General features: G+C 37.4%; 19 protein-coding genes. 8 read left to right on the top strand and 11 right to left on the bottom strand.

All coding sequences use genetic code 11. The annotated features are described in order from the left end of the window. Positions 1–39: 39 nt before the first annotated feature. The 4 genes from V9G42_10270 to V9G42_10285 all read left to right on the top strand — a co-directional run bounded on the left by V9G42_10270 (position 40) and on the right by V9G42_10285 (position 3,766). Entirely contained in the window at positions 40–930 is an 891-nt protein-coding gene (locus tag V9G42_10270) for a 3-hydroxybutyryl-CoA dehydrogenase (protein MEI2759798.1), read from the top strand. Continuing rightward, positions 931–2,103: a class I SAM-dependent rRNA methyltransferase gene (locus V9G42_10275; GenBank protein MEI2759799.1), complete on the top strand. Its 1,173-nt coding sequence runs from the start codon at positions 931–933 to the stop codon at positions 2,101–2,103. Between the two features lie 43 nt (positions 2,104–2,146). Next, positions 2,147–2,947, top strand: coding sequence for a 3-deoxy-8-phosphooctulonate synthase (gene kdsA, locus V9G42_10280; GenBank protein ID MEI2759800.1), 801 nt, complete (start codon positions 2,147–2,149; stop codon positions 2,945–2,947). 147 nt (positions 2,948–3,094) lie between these two features. Beyond that, the gene (locus V9G42_10285; protein ID MEI2759801.1) at positions 3,095–3,766 is read left to right on the top strand and encodes a lysoplasmalogenase; all 672 of its coding nucleotides are present in this window, start codon (positions 3,095–3,097) and stop codon (positions 3,764–3,766) included. 107 nt (positions 3,767–3,873) lie between these two features. On the opposite strand, the gene nusB is transcribed toward V9G42_10285, so the two are convergent. Both nusB and V9G42_10295 read right to left on the bottom strand, forming a co-directional pair. Next, positions 3,874–4,773 (bottom strand): transcription antitermination factor NusB, encoded by a 900-nt coding sequence (nusB, locus tag V9G42_10290; protein MEI2759802.1) that lies wholly within the window; start codon positions 4,771–4,773, stop codon positions 3,874–3,876. Positions 4,774–4,853: 80 nt separating this feature from the next. Beyond that, positions 4,854–5,942 carry a Glu/Leu/Phe/Val dehydrogenase gene (locus V9G42_10295; protein ID MEI2759803.1) on the bottom strand — a complete coding sequence of 363 codons (1,089 nt, stop codon included), beginning with the start codon at positions 5,940–5,942 and terminating at the stop codon, positions 4,854–4,856. Positions 5,943–6,051: 109 nt separating this feature from the next. Between V9G42_10295 and V9G42_10300 the strand changes: the two genes are divergently transcribed. The 4 genes from V9G42_10300 to V9G42_10315 all read left to right on the top strand — a co-directional run bounded on the left by V9G42_10300 (position 6,052) and on the right by V9G42_10315 (position 10,355). Beyond that, positions 6,052–7,806, top strand: coding sequence for an ABC transporter ATP-binding protein (locus V9G42_10300; protein ID MEI2759804.1), 1,755 nt, complete (start codon positions 6,052–6,054; stop codon positions 7,804–7,806). A gap of 74 nt (positions 7,807–7,880) precedes the next feature. Next, complete coding sequence (gene prmA, locus V9G42_10305; GenBank protein ID MEI2759805.1) at positions 7,881–8,729, top strand: 50S ribosomal protein L11 methyltransferase; 849 nt, start codon at positions 7,881–7,883, stop codon at positions 8,727–8,729. Then, positions 8,726–9,988: an MFS transporter gene (locus V9G42_10310; protein MEI2759806.1), complete on the top strand. Its 1,263-nt coding sequence runs from the start codon at positions 8,726–8,728 to the stop codon at positions 9,986–9,988. Before prmA ends, V9G42_10310 begins: the two co-directional genes overlap by 4 nt. A 4-nt stretch (positions 9,989–9,992) precedes the next feature. Further along, positions 9,993–10,355 carry a CoA-binding protein gene (locus V9G42_10315; GenBank protein ID MEI2759807.1) on the top strand — a complete coding sequence of 121 codons (363 nt, stop codon included), beginning with the start codon at positions 9,993–9,995 and terminating at the stop codon, positions 10,353–10,355. Here the strand turns inward: V9G42_10315 and V9G42_10320 are convergent. From V9G42_10320 to rmuC, 9 genes are all read right to left on the bottom strand, one after another. Further along, positions 10,349–10,645, bottom strand: coding sequence for a hypothetical protein (locus V9G42_10320; protein MEI2759808.1), 297 nt, complete (start codon positions 10,643–10,645; stop codon positions 10,349–10,351). The two genes, V9G42_10315 and V9G42_10320, sit on opposite strands and share 7 nt — an antisense overlap. Positions 10,646–10,692: 47 nt before the next feature. Continuing rightward, positions 10,693–12,024 (bottom strand): HAMP domain-containing sensor histidine kinase, encoded by a 1,332-nt coding sequence (locus tag V9G42_10325; protein MEI2759809.1) that lies wholly within the window; start codon positions 12,022–12,024, stop codon positions 10,693–10,695. A 22-nt stretch (positions 12,025–12,046) separates the two neighbouring features. Then, on the bottom strand, positions 12,047–12,724 hold the full coding sequence (locus V9G42_10330; protein ID MEI2759810.1) for a response regulator transcription factor: 678 nt from the start codon (positions 12,722–12,724) through the stop codon (positions 12,047–12,049). A gap of 82 nt (positions 12,725–12,806) precedes the next feature. After that, positions 12,807–13,982 (bottom strand): aspartate aminotransferase family protein, encoded by a 1,176-nt coding sequence (locus V9G42_10335; protein MEI2759811.1) that lies wholly within the window; start codon positions 13,980–13,982, stop codon positions 12,807–12,809. Between the two features lies 1 nt (position 13,983). Continuing rightward, positions 13,984–14,778: an inositol monophosphatase family protein gene (locus V9G42_10340; protein ID MEI2759812.1), complete on the bottom strand. Its 795-nt coding sequence runs from the start codon at positions 14,776–14,778 to the stop codon at positions 13,984–13,986. Positions 14,779–14,919: 141 nt separating this feature from the next. Then, positions 14,920–17,289, bottom strand: coding sequence for a glycoside hydrolase family 31 protein (locus V9G42_10345; protein MEI2759813.1), 2,370 nt, complete (start codon positions 17,287–17,289; stop codon positions 14,920–14,922). A gap of 147 nt (positions 17,290–17,436) precedes the next feature. Next, positions 17,437–18,174, bottom strand: coding sequence for a 23S rRNA (guanosine(2251)-2'-O)-methyltransferase RlmB (rlmB, locus tag V9G42_10350; protein ID MEI2759814.1), 738 nt, complete (start codon positions 18,172–18,174; stop codon positions 17,437–17,439). Then, positions 18,167–19,417, bottom strand: a complete 1,251-nt coding sequence (locus V9G42_10355) for a GWxTD domain-containing protein (protein ID MEI2759815.1) — start codon at positions 19,415–19,417, stop codon at positions 18,167–18,169. The genes rlmB and V9G42_10355 overlap by 8 nt, the downstream gene beginning before the upstream one ends. Next, positions 19,410–20,729 (bottom strand): DNA recombination protein RmuC, encoded by a 1,320-nt coding sequence (gene rmuC / locus V9G42_10360; GenBank protein MEI2759816.1) that lies wholly within the window; start codon positions 20,727–20,729, stop codon positions 19,410–19,412. The genes V9G42_10355 and rmuC overlap by 8 nt, the downstream gene beginning before the upstream one ends. Between the last annotated feature and the right edge of the window lie 30 nt (positions 20,730–20,759).

A 20,759-nucleotide genomic window follows, 5' to 3' on the forward strand; every position in this document is an offset into this window, starting at 1 on the left:
AATATTTTCAAATTACAATCTTAAAAAAAGCATCTCATGATAAAACACATTGCAGTAATCGGATCAGGAACAATGGGAAATGGCATAGCACATGTTTGTGCACAATATGGAAACACAGTTTCGCTGATAGACATTTCTGAAACGTCATTAGAAAAAGCCATTAAGACCATTACAGGAAACTTCGACCGTATGGTAGCTAAAGGCATAGTGACTGTTGCTGATAAAGATGCTGCATTGCAACGTATAACTACTTACACTAAACTATCTGACGGTGTTAAAAATGCAGACCTTGTTATTGAAGCAGCATCAGAAAACGAAAATATTAAACTAAGTATTTTTAAAGAGTTAGACAGTTCTTGCAAAGCTGATGCAATTTTGGCCACAAACACTTCTTCCATTTCAATTACAAAAATTGCCTCTGTAACAAATAGACCCGACAAGGTTATTGGTATGCATTTTATGAACCCTGTACCTGTAATGAAACTTATTGAAGTTATTCGTGGATATAAGACTAGTGATGAAGTGACAAAAATAATTTTCGACCTTTCTGTTAATCTCAATAAAATTCCTGTTGAAGTAAATGACTACCCCGGATTTATTGCCAACAGAATTTTAATGCCAATGATTAACGAAGCAATCTATTCGCTTTACGAAGGTGTTGCCGGAGTGCATGAAATTGATGAGGTAATGAAATTAGGTATGGCACATCCGATGGGGCCATTGCAGTTAGCCGATTTCATAGGTCTTGATGTTTGTCTTGCTATTTTACGTGTATTGCATGATGGTTTTGGAAATCCAAAGTATGCACCATGCCCACTATTGGTAAATATGGTTACAGCGGGTAACTTAGGTAAAAAATCAGGAGTAGGTTTTTATAATTATGCATCAGGTGGAAAAGACCTGGTTGTAGCTGCCACATTCCAAAAATAGATGGCACTACCCTATCCTGAAATCCGCTTAAAGAAAGGAAAAGAAAAAAGCATATTAAATTTTCACCCTTGGGTTTTCTCTGGTGCGTTAGAAAAAATGCCTGCACACCTGAAAAATGGTGATGCTGTGATACTTCTTTCGCATGATGGCGAAGTTCTTGGAACAGGATTGTTTCATCATTCAAGTATTGCTGTCAGGCTTCTTGCATTTTTTAAAGTTGAATTGAATGAGGCATTCTGGTTTCAAAAATTATCCAATGCATTGCAGCTAAGGAAAAACATACATTTATTTAACAACAAAGAAACTAATGCATATCGTTTGGTACATGGCGAAGGTGATGGGCTTTCAGGATTAATTATTGACATTTATGGCGATTGTGCAGTGATACAATGTCATATAAAAGGCATGTTCAAACATCGTGATATTATTGCTGAAGCATTAGATAAAATTTACGCTCATTCGTTAAACACCATTTACGATAAGAGCGAAGATTCATTTTTTGAAAATGACGAAAACAGATTTTTCAAAGGCGAAAAGCAATTTGAAGTAGTAAGAGAAAACGGACATCAGTTTTATGTAAACTGGTTTGAAGGTCAGAAAACAGGATTTTTTATTGATCAGCGTGAAAATAGAAAATTGTTGGGTAATTATTGTTCGGGTAAAAACGTAATAAATTTATTTGCTTATTCTGGTGGGTTCTCAATTTATGCATTAAAATCAGGCGCTGCAATGGTTCATTCTGTTGACAGTTCAAGCCGTGCAGAAAATTGGGCTAACCAAAACGTTCAGTTAAACGATGCAGCAAATCATCATTTTTTTTGTGATGATGTTTTTGCTTTTCTAAAAGAAAATAAAAACGCTTATCAGGTTTGGATAGTTGACCCCCCTGCATTTGCCAAACGACTTGATGCTGTGCGTAATGCTATGATAGGCTATCGGAACCTAAACACAGCTGTCTTTCTCAAGGCACCGGCCGGAAGTATTATTTTCACATTCTCTTGCTCACAGGCTGTTGATGTTCCAACATTCAGAAAATTGATTTTTCAGAGTGCAAGAGAAGCACAGAGGCAGATAAAAATCCTGCATATACTTTCTCAACCTGCCGATCATCCCATTTCTGTTTTTCATCCTGAAGGCGAATACCTAAAAGGATTAGTTTTGTATGTAGAATAACACCATTTTAATTTAAATGCATTAGATAAATATGCTTCAGAATATTGCACAGTTAAAACATACAGCCGCAGGAAATTTTTTTCTAATGGCCGGACCATGCATTGTTGAATCAGAACAGATGTGTATGGATATTGCAGGAACAGTAAAAGAAATCACTGACAAGCTTCAGATACCCTATATCTTTAAAGCAAGTTTCAAAAAAGCCAACCGTTCAAGACTTGATTCATTTACAGGTATTGGTGATGTTCCTTCACTTGAGATACTTCGCAAAGTCCGTCAGCGTTATGAGTTACCTGTCGTTACAGATATTCACGAAAGCCATGAGGCTGCACTAGCCGCAGATTATGTTGATGTACTTCAGATTCCGGCATTTCTTTGCCGCCAGACAGAATTGTTGGTAGCAGCGGCACGAACAGGGAAAACTGTTAATGTAAAAAAAGGGCAGTTTCTTTCTCCTGAATCCATGAAGTTTGCCGTAGATAAAATACGACAATCGGGTAATCATCAGGTAATGGTTACGGAGCGTGGCACCATGCTTGGTTATGGTGATTTGGTGGTTGATATGCGTGGCATTCCTGAGATGAAAAAATTTAATGTGCCTGTGGTGATGGACGTTACACATTCTTTACAACAGCCCAATCAATCATCCGGTGTTACAGGGGGAAAACCTGAACTTATCAGTACCATTGCCCGTGCAGCAATGGCTGCCGGTGCCGATGGAATTTTTATTGAAACACATCCAAACCCAGCCAAAGCTTTGAGTGATGGAGCCAATATGCTACGACTTGACCTACTTGAAAAACTTTTAGTTTCATTGCTAAAAGTACAAAATGCTGTTCGCTGAGGCAAACAGATTGTTTATTCACTTTATTACCAAACTTTAATTTGAATATTTGTATTTTTATTTCATACTTTACATCGCCATTCACACCATTCATTTAAATAAAACATCAGGTGATGTTAAACCAATGAACACTTCAAAACAGATATAATGAATAGTAAACTGATAATATTTATTGCTATATCAGTGGTTCATCTTGTTGCTCACCTTATGGCATTTCAATGGTTGGTATTTATTACAAAGCCTTTATTAATACCCATATTACTATGGTATTTTTCAGAAGGATTAAGTGTAGGTAATTTAACGCTAATTCAAAAACGCATGGTTGCTGCCCTCAGTCTGGCATGGATTGGCGACATTATTAATCTTTATAGTCAAGTAAGTCATTGGATATTTATGGCAGGTATAATTGTTTTTCTTGCTATGCAGATCATGTATATTATCATTTGCTTTTATCTTATTTCCTTTAAACAAATCAATCTTCTGTATCTCATTTTCTGTGCCTTGTTATTTATAACTTATGGCAGCATACTGCTTTGGACATTACTACCCCATTTGAATGACCTTACCATACCGGTGTTAATTTATGCATCTGCACTTACATTAACAGGAATAGCGTCAGCATTGACAAAAGATCAACTACCACGAAATGTTTTTTATTGCTTACTTACAGGCACCATACTCTATATCATTACTGACAGTTTGGATGCCATCAATAATTTTAAAGCATCGTTCCCTTATGCATCATTTTGGATTGCACTCACCTATCTTGCAGCACAAATGATGATAACAATTGCCATTAAGAAAATTAAAACAGTTTAGTTGGAACACTATATTTTTCTTTAGGCTAAAGTTGCGGGTCCTCTCTTTTCAAAAAAAGTGAATTATAAATCCACACCATCACACCTCACTACATTACACCATAAAGGTCAATTCTCCACAAGTCCGCGTCCGGTTTTCTTGAATTTGTCTTGTTTGCGTAGTTCTTCAACAATCTTATCCAAAACACCATTAATAAAAACCTTGCTCTGTGGTGTACTGTAATCTTTAGAAATATCAATATATTCGTTAAGGGTAACTTTTACTGGTATCTGATCAAACTTCATCACCTCTGTGACTGCCATTTTTAGCATAATCATATCGCTTAATGCAATACGGTCAACTTCCCAATTCTTGGTGCGTTCTGCGATTATAGTAGTCCACTCTTTATCATTTTTAATAGTTTCCTTTAAAAGCCTAATCATAAAATCACGATCCTCAGCATCATCTTTAAACAAAGGTAAAATTGCCGGTTGCTCTGTAGTATAAAACTGTCTGATAGTCTTCACCACCATAACATGTGCCAGCTCAAGACTCTCTGCCCACCAGATATTCTTTTCTTCAATAACTCCATTGACAGATTCCGACTGCTGTATTTCTTCTTTATACATTTTAAGAAGCCAGTCCATTTCAACAACCTCAGTATTGGTCATTGTAAACTCACGATATGCAGGATGCTGCCTTAGTTTGTAAAAACATTTTCCTACAGCTTCCATATCGGCCTGCCAACTGATTTTATGCTTCTTACAATTATCTAAAAACTGCTCATCGTTTTTCAACCATGTTATAAAAGCAGTCTTTTCAAAAGAGCGGACAAACTCTCTTTTATTTACAATAAACTTCGATGCTACATCTATACGATACAGTTGTTCTTGCTCTGCAAGTTCAATCAACAATTGCAAAAGTGCAAGATAAAGTTCATAAAGGCGATTGGTTCCTTCTACAAGTTCTTTTTCTGCTTTGGTCACATTATATCCTTCACTTTGAAAATAAGTATATAATACTTGCATTACCCGAATCCTTAAATGACGTCTGGCTAACATAAATTATTAAATCTAATAAGAACGAAAAAGTTTTTGTTTACAATAAATTATTTACCTCCATAAATACGTTTCTCTGCCATTTGCATAGCAGCTATCAACGTAGGAATTTTCTCTTCTTTTGACTTTTTGAAAATATCTAAAGTTACTTTGTATATATGTTCGGTTTGTTTTAGCGCCTCGGCACGACTGAATTGCTTCAACTCGCTGTAAACATTAATAAGTCCACCGGCATTAATTAAAAAGTCAGGTGCCCACAATATGCCTTTATCCATAAGCATTTTGCTATGAACAACTTCGTCAGCTAACTGATTATTTGCAGCACCGGAAACTATGGCACATTTAAGTTTACTAATATTTTCTGTATTCAGGGTTGCACCTAAAGCACATGGCGCATAAATATCAACATCTAAAGAAAAAATACTGTCTGGAGCTACTACCTCTGCTTTATAGGTTGTTGCTACCTGTTGCAAGGCTTCTTTGTTAATGTCTGTAACATATACCTTGGCACCTTCTGCCGTTAGGTGTTTTACCAAATTACTTCCAACATGACCTGCACCCTGTACACACACTTTCTTGCCGCTTAGGCTGTCATTTCCCCAAACTTCTTTTGCAGAAGCTTTCATCCCCATATAAACACCATAGGCAGTCACCGGTGAAGGGTCGCCACTTCCACCCATTGACTCAGGCAAACCTGTTACATGCTTGGTTTCTTTAGAGATATACTCCATATCTTTAGTTGAAGTACCCACATCTTCTGCAGTGATGTATCTGCCACTTAAAGAGTTCACATACTGACCAAACTTTCTGAACAAGGCTTCTGTTTTATCTTTCTTGCTATCACCAATTATTACAGCTTTTCCACCACCTAAGTTTAGTCCGGAAATTGCTGCTTTATAAGTCATTCCGCGTGATAAACGAAGTACGTCAGTCAATGCATCATTTTCATTCTGATACATCCACATGCGCGTTCCGCCAAGAGCAGGCCCTAAATTGGTATTATGTATGGCAATAATTGCCTTTAAACCGGTTTCATGGTCATAACAAAACACAACCTGTTCGTGTTTCATATCAGTAACTTGTGCAAAAACACTATTGGCAGTTGCTATTGTTTCTTTCATTTCTTTTAATTCAATCATTTACAATGTTTTTATCTGATTGTTAATTCAGTTTAATTTGCAACCCCAACGACCTGCAAACAGGTCGCAAAAGTAGTTTTTTTTTGCTCTGAACAAAAATTTCATTTACATGTCCGATCTGTTAACATTAAATCGCTTTTTCGTAAAATATAGAGGTCGGCTTGCCCTTGGACTAGTTTTTGTGCTATTTGCCAACTATTTCGGCCTTTTACCGGCACAAATAACCCGAAAAGCAATAGATTTTATTTCTACAGGCACCCATCATAATTATTCCGATTCGGCCAAAACTTTAACACTTTATGCATTGGGTATTTTTGGTGTGGTTTTTTTACGTGGCGTTTTGCTATTTCTGATGCGTCAAACCATAATAGTTATGTCGAGGCACATTGAGTTTGATATGAAAAATGAGATTTATGATCAGTATCAGAAACTTGATATGCATTTTTATTCCAAGGCCAACACCGGTGACCTGATGAACAGAATCAGCGAAGATGTGAGCAGGGTGCGTATGTACACTGGTCCTGCCATCATGTATTTGGTCAATATAACAGTGATGATTATTGTGGTTTTTATAGCCATGATGAACATCAGTCCCGGTTTAACATTAGTAGTAATATTTCCGTTACCGATTCTGGTTATCCTGATATATTACGTGCAGAAAATCATCAACACCAAGAGCGAAAAAGTTCAGGTAGCTTTAAGCGAACTCTCTACCAATGTACAGGAATCTTTTGCAGGAATACGAATAGTTAAATCTTTTTCTAAAGAGCATGTTTTTGCAGGTTTATTTTATAATCAGGCAAAAAATTATTTTAATCAAACCATGCAATTGGCTCGCATAAACGCACTGTTTATTCCAGCTATCATGTTGCTTGTAGGCATTAGTTCGGTTACTGTAATTTATTATGGTGGAATTTTGGTTGATAAAAAGCAAATCACCTATGGAAATATTGCAGAGTTTGTTATTTATCTCAATATGCTTATGTGGCCTGTGGGTATGTTAGGTTGGATAATCACTCTCATCCAAAGAGCAGATGCCAGCCAGCGCAGAATTAATAGCTTCTTGCATACGGAGCCTGAAATCAAACACAACAACACAGGCAAAATACCTGACAAAATCAAATCCATTGAATTAAAAAATATTTCTTTTTCTTTCGGAAAAAACAAAGATTTTGTTTTGGAGGATATTAATCTGCAACTTTCAGCAGGTAAAGTTATAGCTGTTGTTGGCACTACAGGATCAGGTAAAACTACTATAGCAAATCTAATGTCAAGGCTGTACGATCCAACGCATGGCGAAGTTTTGGTTAACGATATACCACTTAAAAACATCAATCTTGAATGGTGGCGAAGGCAGGTTGGCTTCATCACTCAGGATGTGCTTTTATTTTCTGATACCATTGCCAACAACATTGCATTTGGAACAAAAGAGTATAGTCAAGAATCGTTAATTGAGGCTGCAAAAACCGCAATGGTTTATGATGAAATAGTTCATTTTAAAGATGGCTTTAATACTATGCTCGGTGAGCGGGGTGTTAATCTGAGTGGGGGTCAGAAACAACGTATTTCCATTGCACGTGCTATCATGAAAAAACCTCAGTTTTTAATTCTTGACGATTGTCTCTCTGCACTTGACACCGGCACAGAAGAGCAATTGCTGCAAAACCTGTTACCTTATTTCCAGCATAGCACAACTTTAATTTTAGGTCATCGCATTTCATCTGTAAAACATGCCGATGAAATAATTGTATTGCATCAGGGTAAAATACTTGAATGTGGCACACACCTGTCATTGATTCAACAAAATGGATTTTATTCAAAATTGGTTAATGAACAACTCAAGAAACCGGAAGTCAATTACTGATTTCCTGTAAATATTTCTTCAGCCTATCAACATTGTTTGCATAAATAAAGCTGATTGATTTTATTTGTCCTCCAATGAATTCATATATAGCTATACATTGTAAGGTAAACCCTGTTCAGCCATTCAGTGAAATACTGATAGCCCAACTTGCAGAAATTGGTTTTGAAATGTTTGAAGAAAAAGAAGATGGCTTTGATGGATTTATCAGAAAAGAAAATTTTACTGAATCATTATTAGATACCATAGAATTTTTGCAGCCAAATGATTTTTGTTCTGCGCACTGGCATATAGAAGAAATTGAAAGTCAAAACTGGAATGAAGAGTGGGAAAAAAACTACCCACCAATTAAGGTTAAAAATATTTATGTGCGTGCACCATTTCATCCTGATGCTTCAGACAATGAACTTGAAATAATAATTCAACCAAAGATGGCATTTGGCACAGGACACCATGCAACAACTGCCATGATGATGGAACTGATGCTGGCAGCCAACATTGCTGATAAACATGTTTTAGATATGGGATGTGGCTCAGGCATACTGGCTATACTTGCATCGAAGCTTGGATGCATTACTGCAACTGCCATTGATAACGACCCTAACTGTGTACTGAACAGTATTGAAAATATTGAAACCAATAAAATCAGAAACATTGAAGTGTTACAAGGTGATGCCTTATCACTCAAAGATCTAAAATTCGAAGTTATTCTTGCCAACATAAACAGAAATATTCTATTGGCAGATATTGCATCTTACAATATTGCATTGTCTGATGGTGGCCAATTATTGGTGAGTGGTTTTCTGACAGAAGATGTTGAGCTCATTACACAAGCTTTTGGAAAGTATGGCTTGAAACTTTCAAGCATGAAGCAAAATCAGAACTGGGCAGCCTTGCATTTTTTCAAAACTCATTCAGGTAAATGACCCAACATACAGAGACTAAAAATCCACTGAACATTATCGTCATTGTGGCTGCATTAGGCTATTTTGTTGATATCTATGACTTGATTTTGTTTGGTATTGTACGTACCCCCAGTCTTAACGGTTTGGGCATTACCGAACCCGAATTGGTTACTGAGTATGGTTTGCACCTTTTAAGTTATCAGATGATTGGTATGCTTACCGGTGGACTTCTATGGGGAATTATGGGTGATAAAAAAGGTCGTGTTTCCGTTTTATTTGGATCTATTATCATGTACTCTATTGCTAATATTGCTAATGCCTATGTAAAAGAGCTGGCTGATTATACTTCGTCAACAATAATCAACACCTATACTGTTTTGCGTTTTATCGCAGGTGTAGGTTTGGCGGGAGAGCTGGGTGCAGGAATTACTTTAGTGAATGAAACCATGACTAAAGAACACCGGGGTTATGGAACCATGATTGTAGTTTCTTTTGGTGTATTGGGAGCTGTTTTTGCAAACATTCTCGGGCACTTTGTAACGTGGCAGTCATCATACATAATTGGCGGTGTTATGGGTTTGGTTTTACTGTTTTTAAGAATAGGTGTTTATGAAAGTGGCATGTTTAAAAATCTTCAGGAGCACAGTTGCAAACGAGGCAATCTGATAATGTTGTTCAATAACAGAAAAAGATTTTTAACCTATCTGAGTAGTATTGCTGTGGGTGTTCCTATCTGGTACATGATAGGAATTTTAGTTGTCTTTTCTCCTGAAATTGCAAAAATGAATGGCATATCCGGTGTTAACGGTGGTGATGCTATCATGTATTTTTATTTGGCAACATGTTTAGGTGATTTTTTAAGTGCCTATTGGAGTCAGAAATTGAAAAGCAGAAAAAAAATATTGGTATTGTATCTAATCATCGCCATTTGTATAACACCTGTTTATCTCTATATGATGAGTCATGCAAGTGTTGGTGTATTTTATTTTATATGTGCCTTATTAGGTTTTGCATCAGGCTACTGGGCTGTATTTGTTACAACAGCTTCAGAACAGTTCGGCACCAACATCAGGGCTACTGTTACTACCACTGTGCCCAATATGGTGCGGGGTTCGTTAGCAATTTTAACCTTTCTTCTTGCCTTTTTTCGCGATTCGTTTGGATGGAACATGATAGACTCCATGTTTATTGTAGGAGTTATAGCAATAGCCGGAGCATTCTTATCTTTGTTTGGCATTAAAGAAAGTTATGCCAAAGATTTAAACTATATAGAATCGTAAACGAATGAAGAAGAAAACCTTGGTTCTTGGCGCCTCAGCAAATCCGGCACGTTACTCTAACAAAGCCATTTATAAGTTACGTTATTTTGGTCATCCTGTGGTAGCAGTGGGTAGTAAACCTGCACAAGTGGAAGATGTGACTATTATTACAGACCTCTCCGACTTTAAAGGAATTGATACTGTCACAATGTATCTTAATGCCGACCGACAAAAACCGTTAGAGGAGTATATTTTATCACTACATCCTAAAAGAATTATTTTTAACCCGGGAGCTGAAAACGAATCATTAAAAAACAAAGCAGAAAAACAAGGTATTGAATGTGAAGAAGCGTGCACCTTAGTGATGCTCACCATAGGCGATTACTGATTCTCGTTGATTCTAACCGGCTCTTTAAGCTCTTTTGTCCTTTCGCCACCTTCTGTACAGGCACCTATTTTTTTGATACAGCGATGATTGTTTTTCTTGGCCGGCATTGGCGAAGTTCTGTTCTCTTGTGCATCTTTTGATTTATGAATCATGATGACAGGAGTGTTATTGATTTCTTTTACCTCGGCCGGACGACCACCTGTTTTGATTGAACGTACCTGATCTTGACCTAAAGCGTTTAGAGATAAACCAATAAAGGAAGAAAATAAAATCAGATTTAAAGCATTCATTTCATTCTTAATTATCGGAAGCAAATTTACATATTTACCTGTGAAATTTATGTGAATGAAGATACAGGAAATTCCACTCTGAAAGTTGTGCCTTTGTTAGCTTCCGAACTTACACTCAACGTTAAACGATGAAAATCAGAAATGGTTTTAACAATAGCCAACCCCAATCCAAAACTTGGCTCTGTTGATTTATTAAACTTCTTAAACCTGTCGAAAATATGTGTGAGATTCTCTTTTACAATACCCACCCCTGTATCTCTGATTTCAACCACAAAAACACTACCTTGTTTAGTAGCACTAATATCAATTTGCCCGTTCTCCACATTATATTTTATGGCATTAGTGATAATGTTGCTGAAAAGTGTGAAAAGTAAAGTCCTGTTTGCATTTGGAAACTCAAAATCATCCAGATGCTGTATATAAAGCCTGATATTTTTAGTACTTAAATGCTCCTGAAAATCTTCAACAATCTCCTGAATCAAAGCTTTTATATTCACCGTTTCATTTTTCAAAAATTGCTCATTATCAATTTTTGAAATCATTAGCAATGATTTGATGATTTTACTCATCCTGTTCAACTTTCTGATTGAATCATCAAGCTTATCAGCTACTTCATCATCAATCTTTTCATCCATGAGCATATTTTCAAATCTCGTTTTCAGAATTGAAATTGGCGTCTGCAATTCATGCGAAACATTAGAAATAAATTCTTTTTCAGTTAGAAATGCAGCTTTGATGCGTTGCATCAACTCAGTTAAACTAATATCAAGCTGCTGAAATTCAAGAGTAGTTGTTGTAACAGGTACATCATTAAAATGCACAGGATCCTTTGTGCCTTTAAGTTTTCGTTCTACAATTTCGTTTAACGGACGTAACAACAGACGTGCATAGCCAAAATCAACAAATATTGAAACGATAATGGTGAGAATGGTAGCCCAAAGAGCAAGTTTGCTAATTGTGTTTTTAAGTTTATTGAGAGAGTCTATACCCTCACCTATCTGTAAACTGTAAATCTGGTTATCGTAAATAAATGACTGACGGATGATGCGGTGATTCAATTTCTCTCCATCAATTTCCCACTCTTCGTTGGTAATTACTGTTGGCTTTACATCCTTCATTCCCGAAAGTGGTTCTATCAGGATGAATTCTTCTTTAAGGATATTGTAACTTTCAAATGTACAGTCAGACTCTCGTGCAATGTCATTGAGTCCGCCTTTTTCTATAATACGCAATACCTTTGATGTGCGCGCTTTTAATCTTTGATCAATGTGATTATAAACAACCTTTTCTACAATAAAAGGCATTAATGCCCCGAACGCCAGCAACACAAGAGCTTTACTCAGGGCATTATATATAGCAAGTTTTAACTGGAGCTTCATCTCCCGCCAAAGGTAAGGTTAATCATTGGGCATTCAACCTGTAGCCTATTCCACGAACTGTTTCAAACCATTCAATTGGTGCATGAGCAGCTAATTTTTTACGAAGGTTTTTAACGTGGACATCAATATAGTTTGAATCGTAATCATCATCCATTACATCTCCCCAAATGTGTTCTGTTAGCTGCGAACGTGACAACACCCGGCCTTTATGCAATGCCAGATAATGCAATAAGTCAAATTCTTTTTTAGTCAAAACAACAGGTGCTTCTTCGTATGTTAGCGTACGGTTCTGATAGTCCATCATGAAACCGTTGATGTCAATCATTTGTACTTTAAGTCCGTGTTTTCTTCTTAAAATTGCCTGCATGCGTGCATGTAGTTCAGGCAGCGAAAATGGTTTGGCTAAATAGTCATCAGCACCTAAATCCAGACCTAGTATTTTATCGTCTGTTTCGCTTCGTGCTGTCAGTACAATGAATGCACTGTCAATAGCATTCTTTTTGGCTTCTTTTAAGATTTCAAAGCCATTGGTATCGGGTAAACCAATATCCAGCAATACAAAATCATAGGAATTAACCCACATCATTTCTAATGCTTTGGCACCTGTAAATGCAACATCGCAATGCAAGCCCTGTTTTGTCAGGTAAATTTCCATTTCATGAGAGAGGCTGCGCTCATCTTCAACAATTAATACATTCATAATTTCTGTGTTTTGAAAGGTTAAAAATAAATATCTTCATGTACATGAAGACAAAAATACTGCCGAAATATGAAGAAACCGATTAATTATTTAGCACGTTCAGTATTATTTCACATGAACGTTCAATGAGTTGATTGCTGATTGTTAAAGGAGGTGCTATTCTAAGGCATTGTGGTGCAAACAAAAACCAATCGGTAAACAAGCCGTGCTCGATACATTGCCTGATGACCTGAAGACAATAATCTTCTGATTCGAACTCCACAGCGAGCAACAGTCCTTTCCCTGAAACTGACTTTATTTTAGGATGATTTAAAAGCTTTTGAAAAAGTAAACTCTTCTCTATAGCATCAAGGTAACATTGACTCTCTGTCAAATAGCTGAAAGCAGCCAGACCTGCTGCACAGCACACCGGATGGCCTCCAAAAGTGGTAATGTGACCTAACACAGGACTGTGGGTTAGGTTATCCATGATTGCCTTATCTGTTATAAATGCGCCCAGTGGCATTCCGCCACCTAAGGCTTTGCCAAGGACAAGAATGTCAGGAGTGATATCATACCCTCTAAATGCAAACAACTCTCCTGTGCGTCCGAAACCGGTCTGACACTCATCAATTACAAGCAGAATATTTTTTGCCTTGCAGATAGCAGCAACCTGTTGCACAAATTCTTTAGACAGTGGCTTGCAGCCTTCTTCTGACTTAATCAGTTCCATCACCATACAAGCGGTTTGACCGGTGAGTAATTCGAAATCGGGCTTTTCCGGATCTAAAAACTGTATTCCGGGAATCAATGGGCGGAACGCTGATGTAAAATACTCATTACTCATCAGACTTAATGCACCTTGCGTGCTGCCATGATAGGCATTGGTGAGAGCTACCATCTGAGTTTTTCCTGTGGTGCGTTTTGCCAACTTCATGGCGCCTTCAATTGCTTCGGCTCCGGAATTGACGAAGTAGGTGCAATTGAGTGTTGACGGTAAGTGGGCTACCAGCTTTTGTGCAAACAATGTTTGTGGACTTTGTACCAATTCGCCATACACCATGGTGTGGCTATATTGCCCAACCTGTTTAATAATAGCTTCGTTAATTTCAGGATGATTGTGTCCTATATTACAGACTGCAATACCCGATATCAAATCAATATATTCCTTTCCATCTGTATCATAAAGAAAGCATCCTTCTGCGCGCTGCAGCTGTAATGCCAATGGTGCCTGACTGGTTTGTGCTACATGTTGTAAAAAAATCTGCCGATGGTTCATGCTACTGCTTAAATGAGCGGTTAATGACTTCCATAAATTCTTCAAAGGTACCGCTGTTGCAGGCAACAATCTCTTCGCCAAAAATAAAATTATTGCCTCCTGAAAAATCGGCTACCTTGCCGCCTGCTTCTTTTACCAATAAAGCACCACCTGCCACATCCCAGGAATTTAAACCATATTCAAAAAAGCCATCCAATCTTCCACAGGCTGTATAAGCTAAATCGGCAGCAGCAGAGCCTAACCTTCGCAAACCTCTGGTATTTCTCATGCAGTAGTCAAAGACTTTCATATACTCTTCCATTCTGGAATAATTGGTGTATGGAAACCCTGTTGCCAGAAGCGCATTTTGTAGTTTATCCGTTTTGGAAACATGAATACGTTTGCCATTAAGCCATGCCCCACCGTTTTTCCAGCAATAAAATGTTTCATTAAAATTAATTTCATGCACAATGCCCATCACTAACGTATCGCCTTGCCTTAAAGCAATGCTCACACAGTAGCAAGGCAGACCATGTATAAAGTTAGTTGTGCCGTCAAGAGGGTCTATAATCCATTGTAGTTCATTCTCGCTTTTAGAAATGGTTGACTCCTCTGTGATGAACCCTGCTGAGGGTAATATTTTCTGAAATGCTTCTACCAGAATTCTCTCTGCCGTTTTATCTACATAACTCACCAAATCGTGCAGGCCTTTTTGCTCTGTCTTTGATTTATCAAATGTCAAACTCTCCTTTTGTATAAATGCTGCTGCCTTTGCAGTGGCTTCGCAAGCCCTTTTTGTTATCTGTTCAATATTCATTTTCTTAGTTCGCTACACCACAAATGAACAAAATTAAGACTAATGTAATCATTGCTTTTTTGACAGCACTATTGCTACCTTTTGTAACACAGTGTTTCCGGCATTTTTATTTCAAGGGTGTAATTTTCATCTATCCAAACCTCAACTAACTTTTATTCTGCTGAAGTTGGCTGCTACATTGATGGTTAGTGTTTTGTCGCGCAACCGTCTGGATAAAGAAATTTCTTTATCATCAATCATCAACTGATGTGGGCGAAAAGGAAGTCCATGAAGCACCAAACGACATTCAGCATTGGCTGATTGATATGCACCTGTTTTTTCGCAAATGATTCTCATCTGTCTTCGATTGCCAAAAACCGTAAACTTCTTCACAGAAAGATTACCTTCTTTGTAGGAATAATTGTCACCATCATCCTCATAAAAATAGCTTACATTTCTATTTACTGAATAATAAATGTGCAAAGTGATTGGTTGAGGTGTGTTTTCATTCAGGTGTTGTACTACTGGCTGATGTGGTATTACTGCACCCTCTTTAACAAAGAGCGGAAAGCGGTCTAATGGTGCTTCAATATCATATTCATGTCCGCCACGATAGTATTTATCGTTCCAGTAGTAATACCAGTTTCCTTTAGGCAAATAAACAGAGCGTCCGCTGGAAGCACTTTTGTTGATAGGGCAAATCAGCAATTGATCTCCGAAACCAAACTCGTCCATGCGCATGTGAGTTTCAACATCATCTTGTGCAAGGAATGCCAAGGGTCGTATCATGGGTGTTCCCTTGTTTACATACTGCCAGAAAGTGGTGTATATGTATGGTATAAGTTGGTATCTTAACTCAATAGATTTTCTGATGAGTGCCTCATAGGCTGCACCAAAAGCCCACGGTTCTTTGTCGCCCTGGTCGCTGCTGGAATGGCCTCTGAAGAATGGATGGAAAATTGCCATCTGTATATAACGAACAAACAGTTCTCCATCAGGTTCGCCAATAAACCCACCAATGTCTGTTCCGCAAAACGAAATGCCCGATACACTCAACCGCTGACATTGCATGTTGGCTACCCAAATATGCTCCCATGAGGCAACATTATCACCTGTCCAAACTGCTGCATAACGCTGCACACCGGAAAATCCGGATCGAGTTAAAACAAAAGGTCTTTTTTCCGGAACAAATTGTTTAAGCCCTTCATACGTTGCTCTGGCCATTTGCATACCATAAACATTGTGTCCCATGCGGTGGCTAACATTCAATCCATCATAATTATGTCTTACATCATCTGGAAATGTTGCAATCTCAAAAACTGCAGGTTCATTCATATCATTCCACACACCACTCACACCTTGTTCCATTAATTCTTTATACAAGCCACTCCACCATTTCCGCACTTCAGGATGTGTGAAGTCAGGAAAATAACAATCTCCAGGCCACACTTTTCCTTCCATATAGTCGCCATCTTGCCGTCTGCAGAAATAATTTTTTTCCAATGCTTGCTGAAAAACCCAATAGTCTTTATCTTTTTTTATTCCCGGATCAATGATTACAATAATTTTAAAACCTTGTTCACGCAATTCTGCAATCATCTTTTTAGGATCCGGAAAACGTTCTTCATCCCAGGTAAAACATCTAAAGCCTTTCATGTAGTCAATGTCAAGATGAATGACATCACATGGAATTGCCTTACTGCGAAAATGCCCTGCCAGTTCCTTAACAACTGATTCGGGATAATAGCTCCATTTACTTTGATGATAACCTAATGTCCACTTTGGCGGCAATTCAGGGAGTCCTGTTATTTTGCAATACTCTTCGGCTACCTGCAACAACGTTGGTGCATAAATGAAGTAATAAGACATTTGTCCGCCTTCTGCCCAGAAACTTGCATGAGTGTTACTTTCTTTACCGAAATCAAAAAACGTCTGAAAACTGTTATCGAAAAATATACCGTATGAAATGTTGTGATGCAAGCCAAAATAAAAAGGGATATTTCTGTACAATGGATCTTGCTCTTTAGCGAATCCATAAGTATCGGTACCCCAGTTTAAAAATCTTTTACCTCGCAAATTCTGTGAAGTTGCTTTGTCACCAAGTCCAAAAAAGTTTTCATGCTCCTGAATTTGTTTTGTACAATAAACATAATGACCTCCAAAACCGGGGTTAGGCTCCCAATGAAATCCTCCATCATCACAATTTATCAACCTTCCATCAATCGTAAAGAGCGAAATACTCAATGTGTCGCGTGCAATCCGGCAAATAATTTCAGAAGTTTTTATCACAAACTGTCTATCATCTTCTATCTGTTCAATTGTTGTTTCTGTGAAATTAAAATCGGGTGCTTTGGCATAGGAAAAATCAGTTGATAAATAATCTATTCCATAACGAAAACGAATTATTCTTGACGAATAAACCTGCACTTCTAAACTACAATTAGTAGCTTCTATTAAAAACACATTACCTGTCCGTTTTATCTGAACAATTTCAGATGGATAGTTCTTCTTATTTGTTGCTTGAAAATCCATAAAAAAATTTAGTGTCGGGAATCAATATATTCCACCATCTTGTATTGATGCAAATAAAACAATTTACAGATATGATTTCCGCAAATCGCAGCAGGAGTTTTTAAATTAAAATTGTTGATGAACGTGAAAGACTTAGTTAACTGTATTTTAGTTGTTTCGCTGCCTGAATGCTTCAAAAAGTATGATGCCTGCGGCAACAGAAACATTTAACGATTGAACTACATTGTTCATAGGTATAATCACCTTCTCGTCTGCACGCTTCAGATATTCGGTTGAAATGCCACTATCCTCACTTCCCATGATGATACAACAAGGCACTTTCAGGTCTGATGCAAAATAAGGCTGACTGGCTTTTTCTGTTGCTGCTACAATTTTGATTCCGGAACCTTTCAAATATTCAATCGTGAGTTTAAGATTTTTCTCACGGCAAACAGGAATGTTGTGTAATGCGCCTGCCGAAGTTTTAATGGCATCGGCATTCAGTTGCGCTGAACCTTGATCGGGAATTATGATAGCATGTACTCCTGCACAGGCAGCAGTGCGAGCCATAGCACCTACGTTGCGGACATCTGTAACACGGTCAATCATCAGAAACAATGGCACCTCCCCTCTTTCAAACACCAAGGGAATAATGTCTTCTGTTTTGTAATAGGTGATGGTGGATAAAATACAAACAACACCCTGATGATTTCCTTTGGTAAGTTTGTTTAGTTTAAAATCGGGCACCACCTGAAAAGGGATGTTATTCTTAGCAAGCAGTTGCCTTAGCTCATTCACTAAACTATTGTTGATGCCTTTTTGAATAAATATTTTCTCAATATCCTTTCCTGCATTCACGGCTTCCATAACAGCACGTGTGCCATAAATTAATTGTTCATTACTCATTAGTTTGTATTATTCTACCTTGTCGCCAATGGTCAACGGCAATATACCAAACAGGCTCATAAGCAGCTGATCGGACAAGAATGTAATCATTACCCGTAAAAGGGTTTTCTATTTTTTTGAAAGTAAAATTCAGGTTGCCATAACCTTTGAAATATCCATAATCCCAAAATTCCGATTCGCTTGTTTTATAAACAGTTTTTGGTGAACCAAAAATAAGATATATCATTCCCTTATCGGTTTTCCATCCTTGAAGATAAGAGGTGAAAAAACGATTGGCATTTTGCATTCTGGTATAAAATATTTTTATCAGAAACCTTGCTCTCTCCTTGCTTCCTGAAACATCTATCCAGAACTGATCAATAGCTTCTTTTTTATCCGCTGCCTGTTGTATCTTTTCATATTCTCCTGCCGTAGTCATATAGCGCAATGCTGCTACCATCTGATTGGCATCGGTGACAAGAGGATAATCATCTCCAAAATTATACAACACAGCACCTGATTTTTGTATGGTATCATACTGCAAATGATAGATTCCTTTTCCGGTACTCCTAAATTGATAAAATCCGGATGTATCGCGGTGAAGGTGAAATGTGCTATCGGAATTATATGAGAATACAACAGGCTGCTTATTACTGAAGGGTGGGTGTGCAATGGGATATTCTCTGAAAAAGCAACGCACCCACAACAGTTGATTTGTATCATTGCATGTAATGCTGATATTTTTTGTTGTACCTAATACGGTTGAAAATAGTGGATAATCTTTTCCTTCTTCATAAAAAAGAAATGCATTGCTTCCCTGCGTACTGCTATCCTCATTTAGAAAGCTTTGATTGAGTAGCTCACCTTGAACATCGTAAAGATTTAACATGAGTAAGGATTTATCTGCAGGCCTTCTTACATAAAATCGTTTTAATATAAATGCTGTTGAATCATCTGTAAAGGGAGCAGTGAAATGAAACGATGATGTATCCAATATTTTTTTATTCTCGTATGATGGGAACACAGTTATTTTCAGGAACATGTCTGCACTTTGCTCTCCACTCTTGTTTTTTTGATATGGTACAAATGAAACGGGCATTTTTAAAAAGATAGTACTGCTGTCATTAGCATGGTTATAAAGTAAAAATTCAGGTTTTTCTTTGCGGCTATCCCGATACAACCATGATAAATCACTATTACTGATGCGGTGCACTCCACTGCAAGACGCTAAAAAAAACAGTAACACAATGATTAATTTATTCACCTGCTCTTTCAATTAATGACTGAGGCAAACTTTTTTGTGCCTTAGCTCCAAGTTCTTTCATTTTTTGTGCTTTGCCTATAAGATTTCCCGACCCATCTGTCAGTTTTTTCATAGCTTCAACATAATCTTCTTTAGCACCATCCATTTTCTTTCCAATGGATATCATATCGGCAATAAACAGCACTAGTTTGTCATACATCTTACCGCCTTCTTCGGCAATGAGTAATGCGTTCTTCACCTGACGTTCTTGCTTCCAGATACTGGCAACCGTTCGTAAGGTTGCCAACAATGTGGTGGGACTTACAATCACAATCTTTTTATCCCATGCAAATTGATAAATTTCAGGATCAGCTTGCATAACAACACTAAAAGCAGGTTCAATTGGCATAAACAACAAAACAAAATCAGGAGTATTGTATCCGGCTGCTGTCTGATAACCCTTTTCACTTAAAAGTTTTATATGATTTTTTACAGACTGAATATGTAATGCTGTTGCTTTGCTTCGTTCCGTTTCATCCGCAGAAGAAATCATTTGACTATAAGCCACAAGCGACACTTTGGAGTCAATGATTAAATGTTTTTGCTCCGGAAGGAAAACCATCACATCAGGTTTAATTCTGTCTCCTTCAATGTTTGTGGTAACAACCTGCGTTCTGTATTCCTGATCTTTAATAAGTCCTGACGACTCAAGAATTTTTTCCAACACCATTTCACCCCAGTTACCCTGCATTTTATTGTCACCTTTTAATGCAGTAGCGAGATTGTTTGCTTCACTGCTAAGTTGTTTATTCAAATCAAGCAAATTTTTAATCTGTTCTTTTAAAGAGATACGTTCTGATGATTCTGTTTTATAGGTCTTTTCAACCTTGTCTTCAAAATCTTTAATCTTTTCTTTCAAGGGATTTAATACTAAGTCAAGATTTATTCTGTTCTGCTCTGTAAACTTTACACTTTTCTCTTCAAGGATTTTATTTGCCAGATTCTCAAACTCAGTTTTAAACCGTTGTTGCAGTTGCTCTATCTCTGTTTTTTGCGCATTTAGTTTTTCCTGCAAATCAGTGTTTTTTGTATTCAATGAAGCATGTTCTGCAGTTAATTTCAGCATTGAATCACGCTCTTGCGAAAACAAATTTTCTGCGTCAAGAATTCTTGATCTTGCTTCATGTAACGAAACCTCCATACTGCCCACAGCAATTTCTTTTTCAGAAAGCAATTGTTTGATACTTCTGATTTCTGCATTCAGCTTTTGCTGAACAATAAAGTAAACTACAACTGCAGTGATAACAGCAGTAAGTATTATATAAACTGTCATAGTATAATATTCATGCAAAATTAAGCTATT

It is taken from the genome of Bacteroidia bacterium, from assembly GCA_037045145.1.
Lineage (GTDB): Bacteria > Bacteroidota > Bacteroidia > AKYH767-A > OLB10 > OLB10.

Excerpts from the sequence above, each read along its gene's own strand:
- V9G42_10300 (MEI2759804.1), top strand. The coding sequence starts at position 6,052 with ATGTCCGATCTGTTAACATTAAATCGCTTTTTCGTAAAATATAGAGGT.
- V9G42_10325 (MEI2759809.1), bottom strand. The coding sequence starts at position 12,024 with ATGAAGCTCCAGTTAAAACTTGCTATATATAATGCCCTGAGTAAAGCT.
- V9G42_10340 (MEI2759812.1), bottom strand. The coding sequence starts at position 14,778 with ATGAATATTGAACAGATAACAAAAAGGGCTTGCGAAGCCACTGCAAAG.
- V9G42_10310 (MEI2759806.1), top strand. The coding sequence starts at position 8,726 with ATGACCCAACATACAGAGACTAAAAATCCACTGAACATTATCGTCATT.
- rlmB (MEI2759814.1), bottom strand. The coding sequence starts at position 18,174 with ATGAGTAATGAACAATTAATTTATGGCACACGTGCTGTTATGGAAGCC.
- V9G42_10320 (MEI2759808.1), bottom strand. The coding sequence starts at position 10,645 with ATGAATGCTTTAAATCTGATTTTATTTTCTTCCTTTATTGGTTTATCT.
- prmA (MEI2759805.1), top strand. The coding sequence starts at position 7,881 with ATGAATTCATATATAGCTATACATTGTAAGGTAAACCCTGTTCAGCCA.
- V9G42_10330 (MEI2759810.1), bottom strand. The coding sequence starts at position 12,724 with ATGAATGTATTAATTGTTGAAGATGAGCGCAGCCTCTCTCATGAAATG.
- V9G42_10315 (MEI2759807.1), top strand. The coding sequence starts at position 9,993 with ATGAAGAAGAAAACCTTGGTTCTTGGCGCCTCAGCAAATCCGGCACGT.
- V9G42_10275 (MEI2759799.1), top strand. The coding sequence starts at position 931 with ATGGCACTACCCTATCCTGAAATCCGCTTAAAGAAAGGAAAAGAAAAA.
- V9G42_10345 (MEI2759813.1), bottom strand. The coding sequence starts at position 17,289 with ATGGATTTTCAAGCAACAAATAAGAAGAACTATCCATCTGAAATTGTT.
- nusB (MEI2759802.1), bottom strand. The coding sequence starts at position 4,773 with ATGCAAGTATTATATACTTATTTTCAAAGTGAAGGATATAATGTGACC.
- V9G42_10335 (MEI2759811.1), bottom strand. The coding sequence starts at position 13,982 with ATGAACCATCGGCAGATTTTTTTACAACATGTAGCACAAACCAGTCAG.
- V9G42_10295 (MEI2759803.1), bottom strand. The coding sequence starts at position 5,942 with ATGATTGAATTAAAAGAAATGAAAGAAACAATAGCAACTGCCAATAGT.
- V9G42_10285 (MEI2759801.1), top strand. The coding sequence starts at position 3,095 with ATGAATAGTAAACTGATAATATTTATTGCTATATCAGTGGTTCATCTT.
- rmuC (MEI2759816.1), bottom strand. The coding sequence starts at position 20,729 with ATGACAGTTTATATAATACTTACTGCTGTTATCACTGCAGTTGTAGTT.